Raw genomic sequence first — 25,626 nt, 5'->3', positions numbered from 1 at the left:
CTTCATTCCCCTAAAGGATTGCGCTTCCGGTAGACTTCATACATGAGAAGGCCGGCCGCTACCGACGCATTCAGAGACGTGACTTTTCCGGCCATCGGAAGCTTAATGAGAAAATCACATTTCTCTTTCACAAGCCGGCCCATTCCTCTGCCTTCGCTTCCGATAACGAGCGCCAAAGGCATCTTGCCGTCCATAGAGCGGTAGTCTTCCCGGGCGGATGCATCCGTTCCGACGACCCAAATCCCCCGCTCCTTCATTTCATCAAGTGTCCGGGCAAGGTTGGTCACCTTCACGACGGGAATGTGTTCAATCGCACCGGTCGAAGCTTTTGCGACCGTCGAAGTCAGTCCGACCGCTCTGCGTTTCGGAATCACGATGCCGTGTGCACCGACAGCGTCAGCCGTTCTCATGATGGAACCGAGATTATGAGGGTCTTCCAGCTCGTCCAATATGAGAAAGAAAGGCTGTTCGTTTCTCTCTTCCGCTCTTTTATATAATTCGTCTAATTGTGCATATTCATATGCCGCCACCTGGGCGACAACACCCTGATGCTGCCCCTCCACCATCTGATCGAGTTTTTTCCTCGGTACAAATTGAATGGTGACGCCGCGCTTTTTAGCAAGCTCCATAACTTGCTGCGCCTGTCCTTTTACTGTGTTTTCCGCCATCCATAACTTATACAGCTTGCGATCTGACTTTAACGTCTCAATCACAGCGTTTTTTCCTATGACGTAATCATGTTGCTGACTCATTTGTTTTCCTCCCTGACGTCCCGACTTGTATAGCCTCAGCAATCAGCTGATTCAGTCTTTCTTCTCTTTTCTCAAGAAAAAGGTATCCGAGTAAAGCCTCAAAAGCTGTACTATGGCGGTACGTCTGTACATCTGTGTTTTTAGGCGTCGTCCCTGATTTCGCGTTTCTGCCTCTTCTCAGCACGGCTTCCTCTTCCTCCGTGAAAAAGGATTCGTCCTGAAGGCGGAACAATATGTCTGCCTGTGATTTTGCCGATACAATCCGGCTCGCCTTCTTATGAAGGTCATTCGGTTTCGTAAAGCCCTGCTTAAGCAGGTGATGCCGGACGTATATTTCAAAAATGGCATCACCCATATAAGCAAGCGCAAGACCGTTTAACTGCTTTGAATCTTTGATTTGTTCAAATTGAAGCATCCGCTTACTCTCCCCGCTTCCAGCGAGTTCCCTGGGCCGTATCTTCAAGAATGATATTCATGCTTTTCAGCTGATCGCGAATCTGGTCTGACAAAGCAAAATCGCGATTGCGGCGGGCTTCATTTCTCTTCTCAATCAACTCTTCAATCTCTTCGTCGACAAGCTCTTCTTCGCCGAGCGTAAGTCCGAGAACAGATCCGATTCTGTCAAACATGCTGATAAAGGCTTTAATGACGTGATCCGCCGTATTGTCTTCCTGCATGTAGTAATTAGCGAGCTTCGCCAGATCAAACCAAACGGAAATCGCATTCGCCGTATTAAAATCATCATCCATTGCTTCTTCAAACGCAGTGCGGTGCTCTTCGATTTTAGCGAGCCATTCCTCATCATTGTCAGTCAGATTCGTGCTGCTAATCAAACGATGGTTTAAATTACTGTAGGCCGTCTTCAGGCGGTTAAACGCGTTTTTTGTTTTCTCAAGCAGCTCTTCCGAATAGTTGATCGGGTGGCGGTAATGAACGGACAGCATGAAAAATCTCAAAAGCTGCGGGTCATATTGCTTAATGATATCGTGCACCAAAACAAAGTTGCCGAGCGATTTTGACATTTTCTCATTATCGATATTGATATATCCGTTGTGAAGCCAGTATTTTGCGAATGTCTTGCCTGTTAATGCTTCAGATTGGGCGATTTCGTTTTCATGGTGCGGGAATGTCAGGTCCTGACCGCCGGCATGAATATCGATTTCGTCACCCAAATACTTTTTCACCATTGCGGAGCATTCAATATGCCAGCCCGGGCGGCCTTTTCCCCAAGGGCTATCCCATGAAATTTCTCCGTCCTTAGCAGCTTTCCAAAGAGCAAAGTCCAGCGCATCCTCTTTCTTCTCGCCGACACGGATACGCGCGCCTGATCTGAGTTCATCAATTGATTGCTGAGATAGCTTTCCGTAGCCTTCGAAGGCTCTTGTTTTGAAATAGACGTCGCCTTCTGATTCATAAGCGTAGCCTTTTTTAATCAGCTCGCTGACAAATTCAATAATGGCGTCCATATTTTCCATGACCCGGGGGTGAAGATCCGCTTTCCGGCATCCGAGAGCCCCCACGTCTTCAAAATACGCTTTAATGAACCGTTCAGAAACGGTCGGGACGTCCTCACCGAGCTCGTTGGCCGCCTTAATCAGTTTGTCGTCAACATCGGTGAAATTCGATACGTATTGAACATCGTATCCTTTATACTCTAAATAGTTGCGTACGGTATCATACACAATCGCCGGACGGGCGTTTCCGATATGAATATAGTTGTATACAGTCGGTCCGCACACGTACATTTTTACTTTGCCTTCCTCAAGAGGAACGAATGTTTCCTTTTTCCGTGTCAATGTATTATAAAGTGTAATGGTCATTTTTGGTTGATCCTTTCTTTTTTATCTTCCAGTTCAGCCTGCAGTTCAAAAATCTGCTGCTCCAATGCTCTAAACCGGTCAGCAACCGGATCGGGCAAGTCTTGGTGATTGAGATCGCGTTTGATTTTTCTTCCGTTCTGAATGACGACTTTCCCCGGTATGCCGACAACGGTCGAAAAGTCGGGAACATCACGAAGCACAACGGAGCCGGCCCCTACTTTAGAACCCTGCCCGACCGTAATAGAACCGAGCACCTTCGCTCCGGTTGCAATTAAAGCATCATCTTTTATGGTCGGATGCCGCTTCCCCTTTTCTTTTCCCGTTCCCCCGAGAGTGACACCTTGGAATACCGTCACGTTATTGCCGATTTCACATGTTTCCCCTATAACGACCCCCATACCGTGGTCAATGAAAAACCTTCTCCCGATGGTCGCGCCGGGATGGATTTCAATTCCGGTAAAGAAACGGGCAATCTGTGATATCAGGCGCGCCAGGAAGAAAAATCTCCGTTTATATAAAGCATGTGCAATCCGATGCGCCCATATAGCATGTAAACCAGAATAAGTTAAAACAACTTCGAAATAGCTTCTTGCTGCCGGATCTTGATCGAACACTGTATCTATGTCTTCTTTTAGCATTTTAAAAAACACATGCTTCCCCCCATTCTCTCCCCGCTCCAGTCTGTTTTTCCGCCTATAAAAAAAGCGCCTCTGCATGTAAACATGACAGAGACGCTTTTACCGCGCGGTTCCACTCTGTTTGAAAAACAAGTCACTGTTTTCCCAACTTAAAAGCCGGTAACGGCGGCGGCCGCCTTTAAATACTGATTTCCGCAGAAATGTTCTTCAAAGGTCTTAAGGGCGCACTTCTAAAACATGACGCATGAATCTCTCTCAGCCGATGAAGATTCTTTCTGTAATGGTCATTGTTTTATACTCTTCCCTGTCAACAATCGTATATTTAAATGCTTTTCAGGCGTCTGACGGCTGTTTCTCTGCCGATCAGCTCAATGGCCTGCGGAAGCTCAGGACCGTGTGTCTGACCGGTAACCGCTACACGAATCGGCATGAACAGCTTTTTGCCTTTATGGCCTGTTTCTTTCTGAACAGCTTTGATTGAGGCTTTGATCAGCTCAGGCGTAAATTCTTCAAGCTCTTCAAGCTTCGCAGCAAATACGCTGAGCACTTCAGGCACCTGTTCCTCTTCCAGAACGGCTTTTGCCTCTTGATTATACTCGATCTCATCTTTAAAGAACAAATCAGTCAGCTCGACAATTTCAGCGCCGTAGCTCAATTGCTCATGGTAAAGAGAAATTAATTTACGAACCCATTCCTGCTCCTCGGCAGAAAGCTCAGTGCCGACTTTTCCTGCTTTTTGCAGGTGCGGCAGGGTCAGCTCAACCACTTGATCAAGATCCAGCGCTTTGACGTATTGGTTGTTGACCCATTTCAGTTTATGCATATCAAACAGAGCCGGTGACTTAGACAAACGATTTACATCAAAAATTTCAATGAATTGTTCTCTTGTGAAAAGCTCTTCTTCACCGACGGGAGACCAGCCGAGAAGTCCGATAAAGTTAAAGAGCGCTTCAGGCAGGTAACCCAGCTCATCATACTGCTCAATAAACTGGATAATTGATTCATCACGTTTACTTAATTTTTTGCGGCTTTCGTTTACGATAAGCGTCATATGTCCGAAGACAGGAACATCCCAGCCGAATGCCTGGAAAATCATGATCTGTTTCGGTGTATTTGAAATGTGATCCTCACCGCGGAGCACGTGCGTCATTTTCATTAAGTAATCGTCAATCGCGACGGCAAAGTTATACGTCGGTGTTCCGTCTTTTTTGACGATGACAAAGTCGCCGATGCCGTCTGATTCAAAAGAAATCTCGCCTTTTACGATATCGTTAAATGCGATGATTTTCCCTTCCGGCACGCGGAAACGGATGCTCGGCTGTCTGCCTTCGGCTAAAAACTGCTCCTGCTCTTCCTGAGTCAGGTTTCTGTGTTTGCCGGAATAGCGCGGCATTTCACCGCGGGCGATTTGCTCTTCACGCTCTTTCTCAAGTTCTTCTTCCGTACAGAAACATTTATAAGCAAGCCCTTTTTCAAGAAGCTCTTCATAGTACTTTTTGTAAATGTCGTTACGCTCAGACTGGCGGTACGGGCCGTATTCTCCGCCGATATCCACACTTTCATCCCAGTCCATGCCGAGCCATTTCAAATAGTTGAGCTGGCTTTGCTCTCCGCCTTCAATATTTCGCTTTTTGTCCGTATCCTCAATCCGGATAATAAACTTTCCGCCTTGGCTGCGGGCAAATAAATAGTTAAAAAGCGCCGTTCTGGCGTTACCGATATGCAAATGTCCGGTCGGACTCGGTGCATAACGAACGCGTACTTCATTTCCCATGTTCAAATACTTCCTTTCATCTCGTCTGTAGCCTCTAGCCGAATATATGTATCTATTCTACCACCAAATAGACCGGGCATCAAAACAATGATCAGGCTTTTTGGATCAGAACGGTTGCCTGAGCGGCAATTCCTTCGGCTCTTCCGGTAAACCCGAGCTTTTCTGTCGTCGTCGCTTTTACGTTTACTTGAGAGACGTCCGCCTCAAGGCCTTCCGCTATCCGTTTTCTCATAGCATCAATATGCGGCGCCATTTTCGGCTTTTGCGCAATAATCGTGCAGTCTATATTTCCGAGTACGTATCCTTTTTCTTTAACAATGTTCCAGACATGCTGAAGCAGCTTAAAAGAATCCGCATCCTTGAATTCCGGATCAGTATCCGGGAAATGCTTGCCGATATCTCCTTCACCTGCCGCTCCGAGACACGCGTCTGCGACTGTATGCAGCAATACATCAGCATCTGAATGTCCGAGCAGCCCCTTTTCATAAGGAATTTCAATTCCGCCGATGATGAGAGGACGGCCTTCCGTTAATTGATGCACATCAAATCCTTGTCCGATTCTAAACATTATGATTCCCACTTTCCGCTTTCATGATTGCTTCCGCAAATATCAGGTCATCAGGCGTTGTCAGCTTAATATTGGTATAGCTGCCTTCAACGATACTCACCTGATATCCATCAAGACGCTCGACGAGGCTGGCGTCATCCGTCCCTAAGAAGCCTTTGTTTTCCGCTTCCATATGCGCCGTCTTCAATAAAGAAAGACGAAAAGCTTGCGGCGTTTGAACGGCCCACAAGCTTGAACGATCAAAGGTCTCCGCAACCCGGGAGCCTTCCGCCCGTTTTATCGTGTCTTTCACAGGAACAGCCAGGACAGCCGCTCCCGCCTCCTCTGCTGTTTCCACGAGCTTATCGATATGCTGATGTGTGACAAACGGGCGCGCTCCGTCATGAACAAGGACGACCGATTCCTTATCAATCACTTTCAGTCCTTCGTATACACTGTGCTGACGCTCCGCACCCCCGGTAACAAGCTCAATTTCCGTCTGAATCGGAAATTGGGCCAGCAGCTGTCGAAAATCTTCCCGTTCACTCTCGTTTATCACCAGGATTATTTTCTGACAGGGTGCGTGGCTTTCAAAAACCCGCAGTGTGTGTATAATAACAGGTGCACCTTTTAAGCTGATGAACAGCTTATTTTTCCCGGCCTTCATCCTTTTTCCTTGTCCGGCAGCCGGAATAACGACAACATACTCCATATAAACTCCCTCTTAAAGAGCTTTCTCAAGCAGCTTGGGCTTGGCAAAAATCATTCGTCCCGCCGCTGTCTGCAGTACGCTGGTTACGAGCACATCAATATGTTTCCCTATATAATTGCGGCCTTCTTCCACAACAATCATCGTCCCGTCATCCAAGTAAGCCACACCTTGATTATGCTCTTTCCCGTCCTTAATCACCTGCACATTCATCTCTTCGCCCGGAAGCACAACCGGCTTCACCGCGTTTGCAAGGTCATTAATATTCAGTACCGCAACCTTCTGAAGCTCACATACTTTATTTAAATTAAAATCATTCGTCACAACGACGCCGGATGTCAGCTTCGCAAGTTTGACAAGCTTGCTGTCAACCTCCTGAATGTCTTCGAAGTCGCCTTCATAAATTTCAACCGTAATATCCAGTTCCTTTTGAATGCGATTCAAGATATCCAGTCCGCGGCGTCCTCTGTTACGTTTTAAAACATCTGAAGAATCAGCGATATGCTGTAATTCCTCCAGCACAAATTGAGGAATTACAATGACGCCTTCTAAAAAGCCCGTCTGACAAATATCTGCAATTCTCCCATCAATAATAACACTTGTATCCAAGATTTTCAGCCTTTTATCCTGTTCCTCCTGCTCCTCATCAGCACTTCCCTTTTTCTTCTGCATTCTTGCAGAAATGGAGAAAAGACTGATCAGTTCATCCTTTTTCTTAAATCCGACTTGGAAGCCCAGATAACCGAGAAAGAAAGCCAGAAAGACCGGAATGATGGTGCTGAATATACGGTACGGAATATTGTCCAGCGGAATCACGTTTACAATGAGATATGCGATGATAAGTCCAAAAACCAATCCGAGACTCCCGAATAACAGATCCGGCACCGGAGCTCTCAGCAAAGAATCTTCAATCCATTTTACCCAATTAATCACATATTCTGTCGTCCATATACTGATGAGAAAAAAGATAATAGCACCAATTGCAGCAGACGTATATGCGTTTGTTATTAAAGGTATGTCCTGTATATTTGACAGCACAAACAATTCAGGTATTAAAAAGATACCGACAACGCCGCCCACAATAATGAAGAACGCCTGAACTATTCGTTTTAACATACCTCCACCTCCTTTTAAGTAGCATTTTTTCAGCAGACTGTCAGAGCCTACAAATTCAGAATAAACAAAAACTAACAATAATATACCCGGATTCCGACAGGTTTAAGCGATTCTTAAAGCTGTCTATCTATATAGTGTTTTTCCTGAAGGCGTTTTAAGCCTTTTTTGATTTTTTTGGCGCGCACTTCGCCGATACCCTCAACATCATCAAGCTCTTCTACAGTGGCTTCCGTTATGCTTGGCAAAAATCCGAACGCCTCAACCACATTTTCAACAATCGGCATCGGCAGACGCGGAATTTTGTTCAGCAGCCTGTATCCTCTCGGGAGCACATAATCATCAATATTGGTAGAAGCCGGATATCCAAGCAGCTTAAACAGAATGGAATCATCAAGCAGATCATAGCTGGACATATCCTGAAGCTCTTTTAACAGCACGAACGGATCTTTGATTTTTTCTTTGACATAGTCTTTGATGAAAAGTGCCGCCTCTTCTTCCATGTCCGTAATCAGTTCAATCACCTGCAGACGGATTAAGTGGCCTTCCGTTCCGAGTTCTTTAATATACATATTGATTTCATTTTTTATTCGGAGCACCATTTCATATCGATGCATGACGGACAGCACGTCACTGAATGTCACAAGCTCCTCAAACTCTAATGCGTTTAAAGCCGTAATCGTTTTGTCTAAAATGGTTTTATACTTCTCAAGCGTTTGAATGGCCTGATTTGCCTTTGTTAAAATAAATCCTATGTCCTTTAGTGTGTACTTCATGCTGTCCTGATATAACGTAATGACATTTCTGCGCTCAGAAATGGCGATGACGAGACAGCCGGTCTGCTTCGCCACCCGTTCCGCCGTACGGTGCCTCATTCCCGTTTCTGAAGAAGAAATGGTCGCTTCCGGCATAAGCTGCGTATTCGCATAAAGAATTTTCTGGCCGGAATCACTTAAAATAATGGCACCGTCCATTTTGGCCAGCTCGTATAAGTGAGCGGGCGCAAATGATGTATTAATATGAAAACCGCCATCCACGACTTGCTTTACCTTATCATTGTATCCGACAACAATCAGGCCGCCTGTATTTGCCCGAAGTACATTCTCTATCCCGGCTCTGAGCGGGGTGCCCGGTGCAACGAACTGCAGAATTGCAGACAGGTCAAGCTCTTGTTTCGCCCCTTTTTTCTCTTTTTCCATCTATTATGATCCTCCTAATGAAGTACGAAGCGCTTCTGCAACATTTGCTACTCCGACAACCTCAATCCCTTTTGGTATTGTCCACCCGTCTGCATTCGCCTCAGGTATAATCATGCGCTTGAAGCCGAGTTTTGCCGCTTCCTTTACGCGCTGTTCGATTCTTGACACCCTGCGGACTTCTCCTGTCAGACCCACTTCACCGATAAAGCAATCTGCGGGATTCGGCGGTGTATCTCTGAAGCTTGAGGCAATGCTGACGGCTACTGCCAAATCAATCGCCGGTTCATCCAGTTTGACCCCGCCAGCGACCTTTAAATATGCATCTTGATTTTGAAGCAAAAGACCCACCCGCTTCTCAAGCACAGCCATAATTAACGACACCCTGTTGTGGTCAATGCCTGTAGCCATGCGGCGCGGGTTTCCAAAACTGGTCGGTGATATGAGCGCCTGGATTTCAACCAGGATCGGTCTCGTTCCTTCCATTGACGCAACGATACTCGAACCCGATGCCCCGGCAGAACGCTCTTCCAAGAAAATTTCAGAAGGGTTCAGCACTTCCGTAAGCCCCTCTTCCCGCATTTCAAAGATGCCCATTTCATTTGTGGAGCCGAAACGGTTTTTTACGGCCCGCAAAATACGGAATGTATGGTGCCGCTCTCCTTCAAAGTATAGAACGGTATCGACCATGTGCTCAAGCAATCTCGGCCCTGCGATCGATCCTTCTTTTGTGACGTGCCCGACGATAAAAATAGGTATGCCGTTTGTTTTCGCGATTTTCATCAATTCGGCCGTACACTCTCTTACTTGTGATACACTGCCGGGAGCTGAGGTGATATCACTTTGATAAACGGTCTGAATGGAGTCTACGACAACAAATGCGGGTTTCATCTCTTGTATAGCAGACGAAATATACTCCATATCGGTTTCAGATAAAACATGTAACATTTGGCTGTTGATTCCAAGTCTGTCGGCGCGCAGCTTCGTTTGCTTCACGGATTCTTCCCCTGAAATGTAAAGCACGCTGCCGGCCGTATCTGCTAATTGTGCGGATACTTGGAGAAGGAGCGTTGATTTTCCGATGCCGGGATCGCCGCCGATTAATACTAACGAGCCCTTCACAACGCCGCCGCCAAGCACTCTGTTGAATTCTTCAAGCTTTGTGTGAACGCGGGGTTCTTCCGATGTTTCAATTGATGTAATGGGTGATGGTTTCTGGACGGTTTGAACGGAGTGGGAGAAAGCCGCCCGCCGATTCGCCGGCGCTTTTTTTACGGTTTCTTCCACCATTGTATTCCAAGCCCCGCAGCCCGGGCACTTTCCCATCCACTTTGCGGATTCATAACCGCATGAGTGGCAGATGAATTTTGTTTTTGATTTAGCCATATATGTTGTAAGACCTCTTCCTTATCGAATATTTCTCTATATAACAAAGTGAGGCATACACTTGCTTACGTATGCCTCATGTTTGTCACTATATTAGTTCGTTTTAGCAGTTGTTTTTACGACAAATTCGCCGTCCTCAACATCAAGAACAATGTGCTGGCCTTTATCAATATTGCCTCTGAGGAGTTCTTCTGATAACCGGTCCTCCACATGCTTTTGAATCGCTCTTCTTAACGGACGTGCGCCGTATTCCAAATCGACGCCCTCTTCTGCCACTTTTGCTTTTGCAGCATCCGTCAGCTCGATAGAGAGATCTTGTTCTTTCAGACGTTTTGTTAACTGATCAGACATAAGCGACACGATGTCTGTAAGGTGTTTTTTCTCAAGGGAGTGGAAGACGATAATTTCGTCAATCCGGTTGATAAACTCAGGTCTGAAGGCACGCTTCAGCTCTCCCATGACTTTGTCTTTCATGTCTTTATGGTTTTGTGATTCATCCTGCACATTGAAGCCCACATATTTGTTGCGTTTCAGCTCGCTCGCTCCGACGTTTGACGTCATAATCAGGATCGTGTTGCGGAAATCCACAGTGCGTCCTTTTGAATCAGTCAAGCGTCCGTCTTCAAGCACTTGCAGGAGTATGTTAAACACATCAGGGTGCGCTTTTTCAATTTCATCAAGCAGTACGACAGAGTAAGGTTTTCTTCTCACTTTTTCTGTCAGCTGGCCGCCTTCATCATAGCCGACATATCCCGGAGGAGAACCGACAAGACGTGAAGTCGAATGTTTCTCCATGTATTCGGACATATCCACTCTGATCATCGCTTCTTCATCACCGAAAATGGATTCCGCCAGCGCTCGTGCCAGCTCTGTCTTCCCAACGCCTGTAGGGCCTAAGAAGATGAATGAACCAATCGGGCGTTTCGGGTCCTTCAGACCGGCTCTTGCACGTCTGACAGCCTTTGCAACGGCTACAACAGCTTCATCCTGGCCGATGACGCGGGAGTGCAGAATGCTTTCCATATTGAGAAGCTTATCTGTTTCCGTTTGAGCAATTTTAGATACAGGCACCCCGGTCCAGCTGGATACAACCATTGCGATATCCTCTACAGAAACTTCGGAGTTCTCCTGGCCTTGTTTTTCTTTCCACGTTTTTTTCGTGTCTTCCACCTGTTCTCTCAGGCGCTGCTCCGTATCACGAAGAGAAGCCGCTTTTTCAAACTCCTGGCTCTGAACGGCAGCGTCTTTTTCCTTGCGAACTTCATCGAGTTTCTGCTCAAGCTCTTTTAAGTTCGGAGGCGTTGTGAAAGAACGGAGACGCACTTTTGAACCCGCTTCATCAATTAAATCGATCGCTTTATCCGGAAGGAAGCGGTCAGAAATATAACGGTCGGACAATTTTACCGCCGCTTCAATCGCTTCATCGGTAATGGATACGCGGTGATGCGCTTCATAGCGGTCACGGAGCCCTTTTAAAATTTGAATGCTTTCATCGGCTGACGGCTGATCGACCTGAATCGGCTGGAAACGGCGCTCCAGAGCGGCGTCTTTTTCGATATATTTACGGTATTCATCAAGCGTTGTCGCACCGATGCATTGAAGCTCTCCGCGGGCCAGTGAAGGTTTTAAGATATTCGACGCGTCAATCGCACCTTCTGCTCCCCCCGCTCCGATCAGTGTATGCAGTTCGTCAATGAATAAAATAATATTGCCGGCCTGACGTATTTCATCCATTACTTTTTTCAAGCGGTCTTCAAATTCTCCGCGGTATTTCGTACCGGCTACAACCGTCCCCATGTCTAATGTCATTACGCGTTTATCACGTAAAATTTCCGGCACTTCATTATTGATGATCTGCTGTGCGAGGCCTTCAGCAATCGCAGTTTTACCGACACCCGGTTCTCCGATAAGAACGGGGTTATTCTTCGTTCTGCGGCTTAATACCTCAATAACACGCTGAATTTCTTTGCTTCGGCCGATAACCGGATCAAGACTGTCTTCCTTCGCAATCGCAGTTAAATCACGAGCCAAGCTGTCAAGCGTCGGCGTGTTTGCATTGCTGTTCGTACCGGATGCAGAAGACCCCGTCTCATTGCTTCCCAGAAGCTGCAGCACTTGCTGTCTCGCCTTATTCAAGCTGACACCGAGATTATTCAGAACTCTCGCGGCCACGCCTTCTCCTTCACGAATCAGTCCGAGAAGTATGTGTTCTGTTCCCACATAAGAATGTCCTAGCTTTCTGGCTTCATCCATGCTGAGCTCAATGACTTTTTTTGCTCTTGGCGTATAATGAATCGTTTGAGACATTTCCTGTCCCCGTCCGATTAAGCTCTCCACTTCTTTCTGAATTTTATCCGAACCGAGTCCGAGTGCTTGGAGTGCTTTAGCCGCAATCCCTTCTCCTTCACGAACCAGACCTAATAAGATATGTTCAGTTCCAATATTGTTATGGCCTAAGCGCAGTGCTTCTTCCTGTGCCAGTGCCAATACCTTTTGAGCTCGCTCTGTAAACCTTCCAAACATCATATCGAATCATCCTCCTGTCTATTTGCACTCATTTCTAAATGCAGCCTTTCCCTGATAAGAGCCGCTCTTCTCGCGTCTCTTTCGTTCGGCCGTAATGCACCGCCCGAATATTGCTGGAGAAAACCCGGCTGTGTCAAAATCATCAGTTCATTAAGTATATTGCTTGATAGCCCTTTAATGATCCCCAGGTCTATCCCCAGCCGAACGTCAGAAAGGCATTTCGCCGTTTCCTTTGATTCAATCATACGGCAGTTGGATAAAACACCGTAAGACCTGAATACCCGGTCCTCCAATTCAATTTTCGAGGTTTGGTAAAGCGCTTCTCGGGCTGAACGTTCCTGCTCAATCAGCTGGGCAGCCACACTGTTTAAATCATCTACAATGTCCTGTTCTGATTTTCCGAGTGTGATTTGATTTGAAATTTGAAAGATATTTCCTAATGCTTCGCTGCCTTCACCGTAAATTCCTCTAACAACTAAACCTAATTGGTTAATTGCCGGTATAATTCGATTCATTTGCCTAGTTAATACAAGGCCCGGCAAATGCATCATGACTGAAGCCCTTAGTCCCGTCCCTACATTTGTAGGACAGCTTGTTAAGTACCCTCTTTTCTCTCCAAAGGCGTAATCCACTTTCTCCTCAATCCAGTCATCAACCTGGTTCGCCGCTTTTATGGCATTGAGAAGCTGGAAGCCGGGGAAGAGGCATTGAATTCTGATATGATCTTCTTCATTTAACATAATGCTGACTTCTTCATTTTCAGAAAGCAAACAGCCGCCAAAAGGGGATTCCGTTAAATTCGGGCTGATCAGATGTTTCTCCATCAGCACCCGTTTTTCCAAAGGCTGAGCTTCACTCATTCTGATTAAATGAAATTGACCGATATCAGGCAGTTCTTTTCCTGAAAAATGATCTTCGAATTGCTGAATGATGGATGAGGCTTCTTCATTCGTATACCTGGCAGGAAACTTTATATTTTCAAAGTTTCGGGCCAACCGTATACGGCTGCTGAGTACAATGTCACTTTCAGGTCCCTTTTGCTTCATCCAATTGCTTAGTGCGTCCTGAATAAAATGCTTGAGCGACATTACCCTTGTTCCCCCTCACTGTCTTTACTTTTTAATTTCTGCTCTAACGATCGGATCTGATCCCTGACCTCCGCTGCTCTTTCAAACTCTTCGTGGTGTATTAAAGATTCAAGTTCTTTTTTTAACATTTCCATTTGCCGTCTTACATGCAGGTTTCCGCCTATTCGTTTTGGAATTTTCCCGGCATGCACCGTATTCCCGCTATGAACTTTTCGCAAGATCGGCGTAATTTGGCTGTAGAACGTATCGTAACATTCCGCACAGCCGAAACGCCCTGTTTTTCTCAGCTGCTGAAACGTCATACCGCATTTCTTACAAGCTGTGCCTTGCTCTGAGTAGCTGAACATTTGAGAACCGGTGTTTTGAAATGAAGACTCCATATTCAGCAGCCCTGATAATAAATTATGGATCGAGAACCCTTGGTTTCCACTTATACTGTATGAATCGCTATTTTCTTTTGCACATTGTTCACAAATATGAACTTCTTGTTTTTCTCCATTAACAACTTTCGTAAAGTGAAAAGTGGCCGGTCTCTCATTGCATTCTTGACAAATCAATCTTTTCACCCGCTTACTTTAGTTTTAAAGATGTGAGCATTGCTTTCATCATTCTGGCTCTTAGTTCATCCCGTTCGGGCAAATCAATATATAGAACTGAACGATCCATTACACTCACCATCATTTTAGCTTCTCTTTCCGAAATAACTCCGTCCTCTAACAGTCTGAGAATAATGTCATCAGAGGCTGCCTGGGACAAGTGGGTATGAATCTGCGAAATAATATTATTGATGAGGACGACTTCGTTATTCATTTTAATTTTGATAATACGAATATAACCGCCGCCTCCCCGTTTACTTTCAACAATATATCCTCTTTCACTTGTAAATCTGGTGTTGATGACATAATTTATTTGGGAAGGAACACATTGAAATTTATCAGCGATTTCACTGCGTTTGATCTCTAAAATTTCTTTGCCATTTTGATCTAATACTTGTTTCAAGTACTGTTCAATGATGTCAGAAATATTATGTCCCACTCAACCCCCTCCTTCATTGACTTTGACTATATTTGACTTTAACCTTACTATAAGGTGTTTCGCAAAATTTTTCAACTGTATCGCTCTATCTCTATTATTTCCACTTTGCACAAGCATAAAACCTGCTTTTGCAAAAAGGCATATCGTTACGTTTCTCATATTATATAATGTATGCAGAAAAACACAAAAAAGGCAGCTCATAATGAGCTGCCTTTACCGTAATGATAGCTTGGCGGCGTCCTACTCTCACAGGGGGAAACCCCCGACTACCATCGGCGCTGAAGAGCTTAACTTCCGTGTTCGGCATGGGAACGGGTGTGACCTCTTCGCTATCGCCACCAAACCATTGAGAGTGTTCTCTCAAAACTAGATAACAGTAAGCATACATTCAAATTGGTTAAGTCCTCGATCGATTAGTATCTGTCAGCTCCATGTGTCGCCACACTTCCACCTCAGACCTATCAACCTGATCATCTTTCAGGGATCTTACTTCCTTGCGGAATGGGAAATCTCATCTTGAGGGGGGCTTCATGCTTAGATGCTTTCAGCACTTATCCCGTCCGCACATAGCTACCCAGCGATGCCCTTGGCAGAACAACTGGTACACCAGCGGTGCGTCCATCCCGGTCCTCTCGTACTAAGGACAGCTCCTCTCAAATTTCCTGCGCCCGCGACGGATAGGGACCGAACTGTCTCACGACGTTCTGAACCCAGCTCGCGTACCGCTTTAATGGGCGAACAGCCCAACCCTTGGGACCGACTACAGCCCCAGGATGCGATGAGCCGACATCGAGGTGCCAAACCTCCCCGTCGATGTGGACTCTTGGGGGAGATAAGCCTGTTATCCCCGGGGTAGCTTTTATCCGTTGAGCGATGGCCCTTCCATGCGGAACCACCGGATCACTAAGCCCGACTTTCGTCCCTGCTCGACTTGTAGGTCTCGCAGTCAAGCTCCCTTGTGCCTTTACACTCTGCGAATGATTTCCAACCATTCTGAGGGAACCTTTGGGCGCCTCCGTTACCTTTTAGGAGGCGACCGCCCCAGTCAAACTGCCCACCTGACACTGTCTCCCCGCCCGATAAGGGCGGCGGGTTAGAAGGTCAATACAGCCAGGGTAGTATCCCACCGATGCCTCCACCGAAGCTGGCGCTCCGGTTTCCAAGGCTCCTACCTATCCTGTACAAGCTGTACCAACATTCAATATCAGGCTGCAGTAAAGCTCCACGGGGTCTTTCCGTCCTGTCGCGGGTAACCTGCATCTTCACAGGTACTATAATTTCACCGAGTCTCTCGTTGAGACAGTGCCCAGATCGTTGCGCCTTTCGTGCGGGTCGGAACTTACCCGACAAGGAATTTCGCTACCTTAGGACCGTTATAGTTACGGCCGCCGTTTACTGGGGCTTCAATTCGCACCTTCGCTTACGCTAAGCGCTCCTCTTAACCTTCCAGCACCGGGCAGGCGTCAGCCCCTATACTTCGCCTTACGGCTTCGCAGAGACCTGTGTTTTTGCTAAACAGTCGCCTGGGCCTATTCACTGCGGCTCTCTCGGGCTTGCACCCTAACAGAGCACCCCTTCTCCCGAAGTTACGGGGTCATTTTGCCGAGTTCCTTAACGAGAGTTCTCTCGATCACCTTAGGATTCTCTCCTCGCCTACCTGTGTCGGTTTGCGGTACGGGCACCTCTCACCTCGCTAGAGGCTTTTCTTGGCAGTGTGGAATCAGGAACTTCGCTACTATAATTCGCTCGCCATCACAGCTCAGCCTTCACGGGAAACGGATTTGCCTATTTCCCAGCCTAACTGCTTGGACGCGGATATCCAATACCGCGCTTACCCTATCCTCCTGCGTCCCCCCATTGCTCAAATGGTGAGGAGGTGGTACAGGAATATCAACCTGTTATCCATCGCCTACGCCTTTCGGCCTCGGCTTAGGTCCCGACTAACCCTGAGCGGACGAGCCTTCCTCAGGAAACCTTAGGCATTCGGTGGAGGGGATTCTCACCCCTCTTTCGCTACTCATACCGGCATTCTCACTTCTAAGCGCTCCACAAGTCCTTCCGGTCTTGCTTCACAGCCCTTAGAACGCTCTCCTACCACTGTTCGAAGAACAGTCCGCAGCTTCGGTGATACGTTTAGCCCCGGTACATTTTCGGCGCAGAGTCACTCGACCAGTGAGCTATTACGCACTCTTTAAATGGTGGCTGCTTCTAAGCCAACATCCTGGTTGTCTAAGCAACTCCACATCCTTTTCCACTTAACGTATACTTTGGGACCTTAGCTGGCGGTCTGGGCTGTTTCCCTTTCGACTACGGATCTTATCACTCGCAGTCTGACTCCCAAGGATAAGTCATCGGCATTCGGAGTTTGACTGAATTCGGTAACCCGGTAGGGGCCCCTAGTCCAATCAGTGCTCTACCTCCGAGACTCTTACCTTGAGGCTAGCCCTAAAGCTATTTCGGAGAGAACCAGCTATCTCCAGGTTCGATTGGCATTTCACCCCTACCCACACCTCATCCCCGCACTTTTCAACGTGCGTGGGTTCGGGCCTCCATTCAGTGTTACCTGAACTTCACCCTGGACATGGGTAGATCACCTGGTTTCGGGTCTACGACCACGTACTCAATTCGCCCTATTCAGACTCGCTTTCGCTGCGGCTCCGCATCTTCTGCTTAACCTTGCACGGGATCGTAACTCGCCGGTTCATTCTACAAAAGGCACGCCATCACCCGTTAACGGGCTCTGACTACTTGTAGGCACATGGTTTCAGGATCTCTTTCACTCCCCTTCCGGGGTGCTTTTCACCTTTCCCTCACGGTACTGGTTCACTATCGGTCACTAGGGAGTATTTAGCCTTGGGAGATGGTCCTCCCGGATTCCGACGGAATTTCACGTGTTCCGCCGTACTCAGGATCCACTCAGGAGAGAACGAAGTTTTGACTACAGGGCTGTTACCTCCTATGGCGGGCCTTTCCAGACCTCTTCATCTACCTCGTTCCTTTGTAACTCCGTACAGAGTGTCCTACAACCCCAAGAGGCAAGCCTCTTGGTTTGGGCTGGTCCCGTTTCGCTCGCCGCTACTCAGGGAATCGCATTTGCTTTCTCTTCCTCCGGGTACTTAGATGTTTCAGTTCCCCGGGTCTGCCTTCTCATATCCTATGTATTCAGATATGGATACCACTCCATTACGAGTGGTGGGTTTCCCCATTCGGAAATCTCCGGATCAAAGCTTGCTTACAGCTCCCCGAAGCATATCGGTGTTCGTCCCGTCCTTCATCGGCTCCTAGTGCCAAGGCATCCACCGTGCGCCCTTTCTAACTTAACCGTTAAAAAGAATCACTACGTGATATCTTGCATTACTAATTGAATGTGAATTACTTCTGTTATCTAGTTTTCAAAGAACAACATCTCGAAGAATCGAATGATCCTTCAAAACTAAACAAGACAGGGAACGTTCTGTTTATAAGACCCAAGGTCTTATATTCCGTTAAAATCCTTAGAAAGGAGGTGATCCAGCCGCACCTTCCGATACGGCTACCTTGTTACGACTTCACCCCAATCATCTGTCCCACCTTCGGCGGCTGGCTCCATAAAGGTTACCTCACCGACTTCGGGTGTTACAAACTCTCGTGGTGTGACGGGCGGTGTGTACAAGGCCCGGGAACGTATTCACCGCGGCATGCTGATCCGCGATTACTAGCGATTCCAGCTTCACGCAGTCGAGTTGCAGACTGCGATCCGAACTGAGAACAGATTTGTGGGATTGGCTTAACCTCGCGGTTTCGCTGCCCTTTGTTCTGTCCATTGTAGCACGTGTGTAGCCCAGGTCATAAGGGGCATGATGATTTGACGTCATCCCCACCTTCCTCCGGTTTGTCACCGGCAGTCACCTTAGAGTGCCCAACTGAATGCTGGCAACTAAGATCAAGGGTTGCGCTCGTTGCGGGACTTAACCCAACATCTCACGACACGAGCTGACGACAACCATGCACCACCTGTCACTCTGCCCCCGAAGGGGACGTCCTATCTCTAGGATTGTCAGAGGATGTCAAGACCTGGTAAGGTTCTTCGCGTTGCTTCGAATTAAACCACATGCTCCACCGCTTGTGCGGGCCCCCGTCAATTCCTTTGAGTTTCAGTCTTGCGACCGTACTCCCCAGGCGGAGTGCTTAATGCGTTAGCTGCAGCACTAAGGGGCGGAAACCCCCTAACACTTAGCACTCATCGTTTACGGCGTGGACTACCAGGGTATCTAATCCTGTTCGCTCCCCACGCTTTCGCTCCTCAGCGTCAGTTACAGACCAGAGAGTCGCCTTCGCCACTGGTGTTCCTCCACATCTCTACGCATTTCACCGCTACACGTGGAATTCCACTCTCCTCTTCTGCACTCAAGTTCCCCAGTTTCCAATGACCCTCCCCGGTTGAGCCGGGGGCTTTCACATCAGACTTAAGAAACCGCCTGCGAGCCCTTTACGCCCAATAATTCCGGACAACGCTTGCCACCTACGTATTACCGCGGCTGCTGGCACGTAGTTAGCCGTGGCTTTCTGGTTAGGTACCGTCAAGGTGCCGCCCTATTTGAACGGCACTTGTTCTTCCCTAACAACAGAGCTTTACGATCCGAAAACCTTCATCACTCACGCGGCGTTGCTCCGTCAGACTTTCGTCCATTGCGGAAGATTCCCTACTGCTGCCTCCCGTAGGAGTCTGGGCCGTGTCTCAGTCCCAGTGTGGCCGATCACCCTCTCAGGTCGGCTACGCATCGTTGCCTTGGTGAGCCGTTACCTCACCAACTAGCTAATGCGCCGCGGGTCCATCTGTAAGTGGTAGCCGAAGCCACCTTTTATGTCTGAACCATGCGGTTCAGACAACCATCCGGTATTAGCCCCGGTTTCCCGGAGTTATCCCAGTCTTACAGGCAGGTTACCCACGTGTTACTCACCCGTCCGCCGCTAACATCAGGGAGCAAGCTCCCATCTGTCCGCTCGACTTGCATGTATTAGGCACGCCGCCAGCGTTCGTCCTGAGCCAGGATCAAACTCTCCGATAAAGTAGTTTGACTGACTACGCACATCGCTGTGCGATTTATTTAAAACTTTGAATTAACAGGTACGTTTTGTCTTGTTTAGTTTTCAAAGATCATTTTGTTCACTTTCTCAAGCAACTTTTTAAGTATATAATAAGTTTCTTTTAAAGTCAACATATTTTTTATAAATGGTGGAGCCTAGCGGGATCGAACCGCTGACCTCCTGCGTGCAAAGCAGGCGCTCTCCCAGCTGAGCTAAGGCCCCGAAGTGGTCGGGAAGACAGGATTCGAACCTGCGACCCCATGGTCCCAAACCATGTGCTCTACCAAGCTGAGCTACTTCCCGATTTTTAAAAATATTATGGCGCGCCCGAGAGGAGTCGAACCCCTAACCTTTTGATCCGTAGTCAAACGCTCTATCCAATTGAGCTACGGGCGCATAACAATGAATGCCGAGGGCCGGACTTGAACCGGCACGGTAGTCACCTACCGCAGGATTTTAAGTCCTGTGTGTCTGCCAATTCCACCACCCCGGCGCGGATGGTATAGTTGGAGCGGAAGACGGGATTCGAACCCGCGACCCCCACCTTGGCAAGGTGGTGTTCTACCACTGAACTACTTCCGCATACAGGATAACTATCCTGTATAATGCGGGTGAAGGGACTTGAACCCCCACGTCATAAGACACTAGATCCTAAGTCTAGCGCGTCTGCCAATTCCGCCACACCCGCGTAACATGGTGAGCCATGAAGGACTCGAACCTTCGACCCTCTGATTAAAAGTCAGATGCTCTACCAACTGAGCTAATGGCTCTTTTTAAAAGACTTATGTTATTATCTTGTCCAAAAATGGTGCCGGCCAGAGGACTTGAACCCCCAACCTACTGATTACAAGTCAGTTGCTCTACCAATTGAGCTAGGCCGGCAAATATGGTGGAGGATGACGGGCTCGAACCGCCGACCCTCTGCTTGTAAGGCAGATGCTCTCCCAGCTGAGCTAATCCTCCATATATTACACTTACGTGTAATAGCTTGGCGGCGTCCTACTCTCACAGGGGGAAACCCCCGACTACCATCGGCGCTGAAGAGCTTAACTTCCGTGTTCGGCATGGGAACGGGTGTGACCTCTTCGCTATCGCCACCAAACCATTGAGAGTGTTCTCTCAAAACTAGATAACAGTAAGCATACATTCAAATTGGTTAAGTCCTCGATCGATTAGTATCTGTCAGCTCCATGTGTCGCCACACTTCCACCTCAGACCTATCAACCTGATCATCTTTCAGGGATCTTACTTCCTTGCGGAATGGGAAATCTCATCTTGAGGGGGGCTTCATGCTTAGATGCTTTCAGCACTTATCCCGTCCGCACATAGCTACCCAGCGATGCCCTTGGCAGAACAACTGGTACACCAGCGGTGCGTCCATCCCGGTCCTCTCGTACTAAGGACAGCTCCTCTCAAATTTCCTGCGCCCGCGACGGATAGGGACCGAACTGTCTCACGACGTTCTGAACCCAGCTCGCGTACCGCTTTAATGGGCGAACAGCCCAACCCTTGGGACCGACTACAGCCCCAGGATGCGATGAGCCGACATCGAGGTGCCAAACCTCCCCGTCGATGTGGACTCTTGGGGGAGATAAGCCTGTTATCCCCGGGGTAGCTTTTATCCGTTGAGCGATGGCCCTTCCATGCGGAACCACCGGATCACTAAGCCCGACTTTCGTCCCTGCTCGACTTGTAGGTCTCGCAGTCAAGCTCCCTTGTGCCTTTACACTCTGCGAATGATTTCCAACCATTCTGAGGGAACCTTTGGGCGCCTCCGTTACCTTTTAGGAGGCGACCGCCCCAGTCAAACTGCCCACCTGACACTGTCTCCCCGCCCGATAAGGGCGGCGGGTTAGAAGGTCAATACAGCCAGGGTAGTATCCCACCGATGCCTCCACCGAAGCTGGCGCTCCGGTTTCCAAGGCTCCTACCTATCCTGTACAAGCTGTACCAACATTCAATATCAGGCTGCAGTAAAGCTCCACGGGGTCTTTCCGTCCTGTCGCGGGTAACCTGCATCTTCACAGGTACTATAATTTCACCGAGTCTCTCGTTGAGACAGTGCCCAGATCGTTGCGCCTTTCGTGCGGGTCGGAACTTACCCGACAAGGAATTTCGCTACCTTAGGACCGTTATAGTTACGGCCGCCGTTTACTGGGGCTTCAATTCGCACCTTCGCTTACGCTAAGCGCTCCTCTTAACCTTCCAGCACCGGGCAGGCGTCAGCCCCTATACTTCGCCTTACGGCTTCGCAGAGACCTGTGTTTTTGCTAAACAGTCGCCTGGGCCTATTCACTGCGGCTCTCTCGGGCTTGCACCCTAACAGAGCACCCCTTCTCCCGAAGTTACGGGGTCATTTTGCCGAGTTCCTTAACGAGAGTTCTCTCGATCACCTTAGGATTCTCTCCTCGCCTACCTGTGTCGGTTTGCGGTACGGGCACCTCTCACCTCGCTAGAGGCTTTTCTTGGCAGTGTGGAATCAGGAACTTCGCTACTATAATTCGCTCGCCATCACAGCTCAGCCTTCACGGGAAACGGATTTGCCTATTTCCCAGCCTAACTGCTTGGACGCGGATATCCAATACCGCGCTTACCCTATCCTCCTGCGTCCCCCCATTGCTCAAATGGTGAGGAGGTGGTACAGGAATATCAACCTGTTATCCATCGCCTACGCCTTTCGGCCTCGGCTTAGGTCCCGACTAACCCTGAGCGGACGAGCCTTCCTCAGGAAACCTTAGGCATTCGGTGGAGGGGATTCTCACCCCTCTTTCGCTACTCATACCGGCATTCTCACTTCTAAGCGCTCCACAAGTCCTTCCGGTCTTGCTTCACAGCCCTTAGAACGCTCTCCTACCACTGTTCGAAGAACAGTCCGCAGCTTCGGTGATACGTTTAGCCCCGGTACATTTTCGGCGCAGAGTCACTCGACCAGTGAGCTATTACGCACTCTTTAAATGGTGGCTGCTTCTAAGCCAACATCCTGGTTGTCTAAGCAACTCCACATCCTTTTCCACTTAACGTATACTTTGGGACCTTAGCTGGCGGTCTGGGCTGTTTCCCTTTCGACTACGGATCTTATCACTCGCAGTCTGACTCCCAAGGATAAGTCATCGGCATTCGGAGTTTGACTGAATTCGGTAACCCGGTAGGGGCCCCTAGTCCAATCAGTGCTCTACCTCCGAGACTCTTACCTTGAGGCTAGCCCTAAAGCTATTTCGGAGAGAACCAGCTATCTCCAGGTTCGATTGGCATTTCACCCCTACCCACACCTCATCCCCGCACTTTTCAACGTGCGTGGGTTCGGGCCTCCATTCAGTGTTACCTGAACTTCACCCTGGACATGGGTAGATCACCTGGTTTCGGGTCTACGACCACGTACTCAATTCGCCCTATTCAGACTCGCTTTCGCTGCGGCTCCGCATCTTCTGCTTAACCTTGCACGGGATCGTAACTCGCCGGTTCATTCTACAAAAGGCACGCCATCACCCGTTAACGGGCTCTGACTACTTGTAGGCACACGGTTTCAGGATCTCTTTCACTCCCCTTCCGGGGTGCTTTTCACCTTTCCCTCACGGTACTGGTTCACTATCGGTCACTAGGGAGTATTTAGCCTTGGGAGATGGTCCTCCCGGATTCCGACGGAATTTCACGTGTTCCGCCGTACTCAGGATCCACTCAGGAGAGAACGAAGTTTTGACTACAGGGCTGTTACCTCCTATGGCGGGCCTTTCCAGACCTCTTCATCTACCTCGTTCCTTTGTAACTCCGTACAGAGTGTCCTACAACCCCAAGAGGCAAGCCTCTTGGTTTGGGCTGGTCCCGTTTCGCTCGCCGCTACTCAGGGAATCGCATTTGCTTTCTCTTCCTCCGGGTACTTAGATGTTTCAGTTCCCCGGGTCTGCCTTCTCATATCCTATGTATTCAGATATGGATACCACTCCATTACGAGTGGTGGGTTTCCCCATTCGGAAATCTCCGGATCAAAGCTTGCTTACAGCTCCCCGAAGCATATCGGTGTTCGTCCCGTCCTTCATCGGCTCCTAGTGCCAAGGCATCCACCGTGCGCCCTTTCTAACTTAACCGTTAAAAAGAATCACTACGTGATATCTTGCATTACTAATTGAATGTGAATTACTTCTGTTATCTAGTTTTCAAAGAACAACATCTCGAAGAATCGAATGATCCTTCAAAACTAAACAAGACAGGGAACGTTCTGTTTATAAGACCCAAGGTCTTATATTCCGTTAAAATCCTTAGAAAGGAGGTGATCCAGCCGCACCTTCCGATACGGCTACCTTGTTACGACTTCACCCCAATCATCTGTCCCACCTTCGGCGGCTGGCTCCATAAAGGTTACCTCACCGACTTCGGGTGTTACAAACTCTCGTGGTGTGACGGGCGGTGTGTACAAGGCCCGGGAACGTATTCACCGCGGCATGCTGATCCGCGATTACTAGCGATTCCAGCTTCACGCAGTCGAGTTGCAGACTGCGATCCGAACTGAGAACAGATTTGTGGGATTGGCTTAACCTCGCGGTTTCGCTGCCCTTTGTTCTGTCCATTGTAGCACGTGTGTAGCCCAGGTCATAAGGGGCATGATGATTTGACGTCATCCCCACCTTCCTCCGGTTTGTCACCGGCAGTCACCTTAGAGTGCCCAACTGAATGCTGGCAACTAAGATCAAGGGTTGCGCTCGTTGCGGGACTTAACCCAACATCTCACGACACGAGCTGACGACAACCATGCACCACCTGTCACTCTGCCCCCGAAGGGGACGTCCTATCTCTAGGATTGTCAGAGGATGTCAAGACCTGGTAAGGTTCTTCGCGTTGCTTCGAATTAAACCACATGCTCCACCGCTTGTGCGGGCCCCCGTCAATTCCTTTGAGTTTCAGTCTTGCGACCGTACTCCCCAGGCGGAGTGCTTAATGCGTTAGCTGCAGCACTAAGGGGCGGAAACCCCCTAACACTTAGCACTCATCGTTTACGGCGTGGACTACCAGGGTATCTAATCCTGTTCGCTCCCCACGCTTTCGCTCCTCAGCGTCAGTTACAGACCAGAGAGTCGCCTTCGCCACTGGTGTTCCTCCACATCTCTACGCATTTCACCGCTACACGTGGAATTCCACTCTCCTCTTCTGCACTCAAGTTCCCCAGTTTCCAATGACCCTCCCCGGTTGAGCCGGGGGCTTTCACATCAGACTTAAGAAACCGCCTGCGAGCCCTTTACGCCCAATAATTCCGGACAACGCTTGCCACCTACGTATTACCGCGGCTGCTGGCACGTAGTTAGCCGTGGCTTTCTGGTTAGGTACCGTCAAGGTGCCGCCCTATTTGAACGGCACTTGTTCTTCCCTAACAACAGAGCTTTACGATCCGAAAACCTTCATCACTCACGCGGCGTTGCTCCGTCAGACTTTCGTCCATTGCGGAAGATTCCCTACTGCTGCCTCCCGTAGGAGTCTGGGCCGTGTCTCAGTCCCAGTGTGGCCGATCACCCTCTCAGGTCGGCTACGCATCGTTGCCTTGGTGAGCCGTTACCTCACCAACTAGCTAATGCGCCGCGGGTCCATCTGTAAGTGGTAGCCGAAGCCACCTTTTATGTCTGAACCATGCGGTTCAGACAACCATCCGGTATTAGCCCCGGTTTCCCGGAGTTATCCCAGTCTTACAGGCAGGTTACCCACGTGTTACTCACCCGTCCGCCGCTAACATCAGGGAGCAAGCTCCCATCTGTCCGCTCGACTTGCATGTATTAGGCACGCCGCCAGCGTTCGTCCTGAGCCAGGATCAAACTCTCCGATAAAGTAGTTTGACTGACTACGCACATCGCTGTGCGATTTATTTAAAACTTTGAATTAACAGGTACGTTTTGTCTTGTTTAGTTTTCAAAGATCATTTTGTCTTTCGTTCAAGCGACTTTATTATTATATCTTATCAATCTCTTGAAGTCAACAACTTTTTAAATTTCTTT

The 25,626-nt window shown here is 48.6% G+C and carries 14 protein-coding genes, 9 tRNA genes, 6 rRNA genes and 1 other annotated feature; all 29 genes read right to left on the bottom strand.

The window, feature by feature from the left end:
* Positions 1-2: 2 nt before the first annotated feature.
* Positions 3-752, bottom strand: coding sequence for a 23S rRNA (guanosine(2251)-2'-O)-methyltransferase RlmB (gene rlmB / locus JNUCC21_RS00630; RefSeq protein WP_003156413.1), 750 nt, complete (start codon positions 750-752; stop codon positions 3-5).
* Positions 736-1,167 (bottom strand): Mini-ribonuclease 3, encoded by a 432-nt coding sequence (locus JNUCC21_RS00625; RefSeq protein ID WP_003156412.1) that lies wholly within the window; start codon positions 1,165-1,167, stop codon positions 736-738. Before JNUCC21_RS00625 ends, rlmB begins: the two co-directional genes overlap by 17 nt.
* 4 nt (positions 1,168-1,171) lie before the next feature.
* Positions 1,172-2,572 carry a cysteine--tRNA ligase gene (gene cysS / locus JNUCC21_RS00620; protein WP_003156411.1) on the bottom strand — a complete coding sequence of 467 codons (1,401 nt, stop codon included), beginning with the start codon at positions 2,570-2,572 and terminating at the stop codon, positions 1,172-1,174.
* The gene (gene cysE, locus JNUCC21_RS00615) at positions 2,569-3,222 is read right to left on the bottom strand and encodes a serine O-acetyltransferase (RefSeq protein WP_003156410.1); all 654 of its coding nucleotides are present in this window, start codon (positions 3,220-3,222) and stop codon (positions 2,569-2,571) included. Before cysE ends, cysS begins: the two co-directional genes overlap by 4 nt.
* Before the next feature lie 74 nt (positions 3,223-3,296).
* Positions 3,297-3,530, bottom strand: a binding site (T-box leader).
* 2 nt (positions 3,531-3,532) lie between these two features.
* Entirely contained in the window at positions 3,533-4,984 is a 1,452-nt protein-coding gene (gene gltX / locus JNUCC21_RS00610) for a glutamate--tRNA ligase (RefSeq protein ID WP_007410392.1), read from the bottom strand.
* Between the two features lie 91 nt (positions 4,985-5,075).
* On the bottom strand, positions 5,076-5,552 hold the full coding sequence (gene ispF / locus JNUCC21_RS00605; protein ID WP_003156407.1) for a 2-C-methyl-D-erythritol 2,4-cyclodiphosphate synthase: 477 nt from the start codon (positions 5,550-5,552) through the stop codon (positions 5,076-5,078).
* Entirely contained in the window at positions 5,545-6,243 is a 699-nt protein-coding gene (gene ispD, locus JNUCC21_RS00600) for a 2-C-methyl-D-erythritol 4-phosphate cytidylyltransferase (RefSeq protein ID WP_015239038.1), read from the bottom strand. Before ispD ends, ispF begins: the two co-directional genes overlap by 8 nt.
* Before the next feature lie 12 nt (positions 6,244-6,255).
* Complete coding sequence (locus JNUCC21_RS00595; protein WP_003156403.1) at positions 6,256-7,356, bottom strand: PIN/TRAM domain-containing protein; 1,101 nt, start codon at positions 7,354-7,356, stop codon at positions 6,256-6,258.
* A 113-nt stretch (positions 7,357-7,469) separates the two neighbouring features.
* Positions 7,470-8,552, bottom strand: coding sequence for a DNA integrity scanning diadenylate cyclase DisA (disA, locus tag JNUCC21_RS00590; RefSeq protein WP_007615225.1), 1,083 nt, complete (start codon positions 8,550-8,552; stop codon positions 7,470-7,472).
* 3 nt (positions 8,553-8,555) lie between these two features.
* Positions 8,556-9,935 carry a DNA repair protein RadA gene (radA, locus tag JNUCC21_RS00585; RefSeq protein ID WP_368222335.1) on the bottom strand — a complete coding sequence of 460 codons (1,380 nt, stop codon included), beginning with the start codon at positions 9,933-9,935 and terminating at the stop codon, positions 8,556-8,558.
* 93 nt (positions 9,936-10,028) lie between these two features.
* Complete coding sequence (gene clpC / locus JNUCC21_RS00580; protein ID WP_007410388.1) at positions 10,029-12,461, bottom strand: ATP-dependent protease ATP-binding subunit ClpC; 2,433 nt, start codon at positions 12,459-12,461, stop codon at positions 10,029-10,031.
* Positions 12,458-13,549, bottom strand: a complete 1,092-nt coding sequence (locus tag JNUCC21_RS00575; protein WP_003156398.1) for a protein arginine kinase — start codon at positions 13,547-13,549, stop codon at positions 12,458-12,460. The genes clpC and JNUCC21_RS00575 overlap by 4 nt, the downstream gene beginning before the upstream one ends.
* Positions 13,549-14,106 (bottom strand): UvrB/UvrC motif-containing protein, encoded by a 558-nt coding sequence (locus JNUCC21_RS00570; RefSeq protein ID WP_025284097.1) that lies wholly within the window; start codon positions 14,104-14,106, stop codon positions 13,549-13,551. The genes JNUCC21_RS00575 and JNUCC21_RS00570 overlap by 1 nt, the downstream gene beginning before the upstream one ends.
* A 13-nt stretch (positions 14,107-14,119) precedes the next feature.
* Complete coding sequence (gene ctsR, locus JNUCC21_RS00565) at positions 14,120-14,584, bottom strand: transcriptional regulator CtsR (protein WP_003156396.1); 465 nt, start codon at positions 14,582-14,584, stop codon at positions 14,120-14,122.
* 227 nt (positions 14,585-14,811) lie between these two features.
* Positions 14,812-14,927 (bottom strand): 5S ribosomal RNA (gene rrf / locus JNUCC21_RS00560).
* 50 nt (positions 14,928-14,977) lie between these two features.
* A 23S ribosomal RNA gene (locus JNUCC21_RS00555) occupies positions 14,978-17,907 on the bottom strand.
* 175 nt (positions 17,908-18,082) lie between these two features.
* A 16S ribosomal RNA gene (locus JNUCC21_RS00550) occupies positions 18,083-19,632 on the bottom strand.
* 165 nt (positions 19,633-19,797) lie between these two features.
* Positions 19,798-19,873: transfer RNA gene (locus JNUCC21_RS00545), tRNA-Ala, on the bottom strand.
* A 4-nt stretch (positions 19,874-19,877) separates the two neighbouring features.
* Positions 19,878-19,954 (bottom strand) — tRNA-Pro (locus JNUCC21_RS00540).
* 16 nt (positions 19,955-19,970) lie between these two features.
* A tRNA-Arg gene (locus JNUCC21_RS00535) sits at positions 19,971-20,047 on the bottom strand.
* 11 nt (positions 20,048-20,058) lie between these two features.
* Positions 20,059-20,144, bottom strand: a tRNA-Leu gene (locus JNUCC21_RS00530).
* 14 nt (positions 20,145-20,158) lie between these two features.
* Positions 20,159-20,233, bottom strand: a tRNA-Gly gene (locus tag JNUCC21_RS00525).
* Positions 20,234-20,257: 24 nt separating this feature from the next.
* Positions 20,258-20,339, bottom strand: a tRNA-Leu gene (locus JNUCC21_RS00520).
* Between the two features lie 6 nt (positions 20,340-20,345).
* A tRNA-Lys gene (locus tag JNUCC21_RS00515) sits at positions 20,346-20,421 on the bottom strand.
* Between the two features lie 36 nt (positions 20,422-20,457).
* Positions 20,458-20,533, bottom strand: a tRNA-Thr gene (locus tag JNUCC21_RS00510).
* 5 nt (positions 20,534-20,538) lie between these two features.
* A tRNA-Val gene (locus JNUCC21_RS00505) sits at positions 20,539-20,614 on the bottom strand.
* Positions 20,615-20,637: 23 nt separating this feature from the next.
* Positions 20,638-20,753 (bottom strand): 5S ribosomal RNA (rrf, locus tag JNUCC21_RS00500).
* Positions 20,754-20,803: 50 nt separating this feature from the next.
* Positions 20,804-23,733: ribosomal RNA gene (locus JNUCC21_RS00495) — 23S ribosomal RNA — on the bottom strand.
* A gap of 175 nt (positions 23,734-23,908) precedes the next feature.
* A 16S ribosomal RNA gene (locus tag JNUCC21_RS00490) occupies positions 23,909-25,458 on the bottom strand.
* The 16S, 23S and 5S rRNA genes sit together here with 9 tRNA genes alongside, the layout of an rRNA operon.
* Between the last annotated feature and the right edge of the window lie 168 nt (positions 25,459-25,626).

Origin of the sequence: Bacillus sp. JNUCC-21 (assembly GCF_041222765.1) — a bacterium.
Lineage (GTDB): Bacteria > Bacillota > Bacilli > Bacillales > Bacillaceae > Bacillus > Bacillus velezensis.
This window is presented reverse-complemented; position numbering and strand designations above follow the sequence as displayed.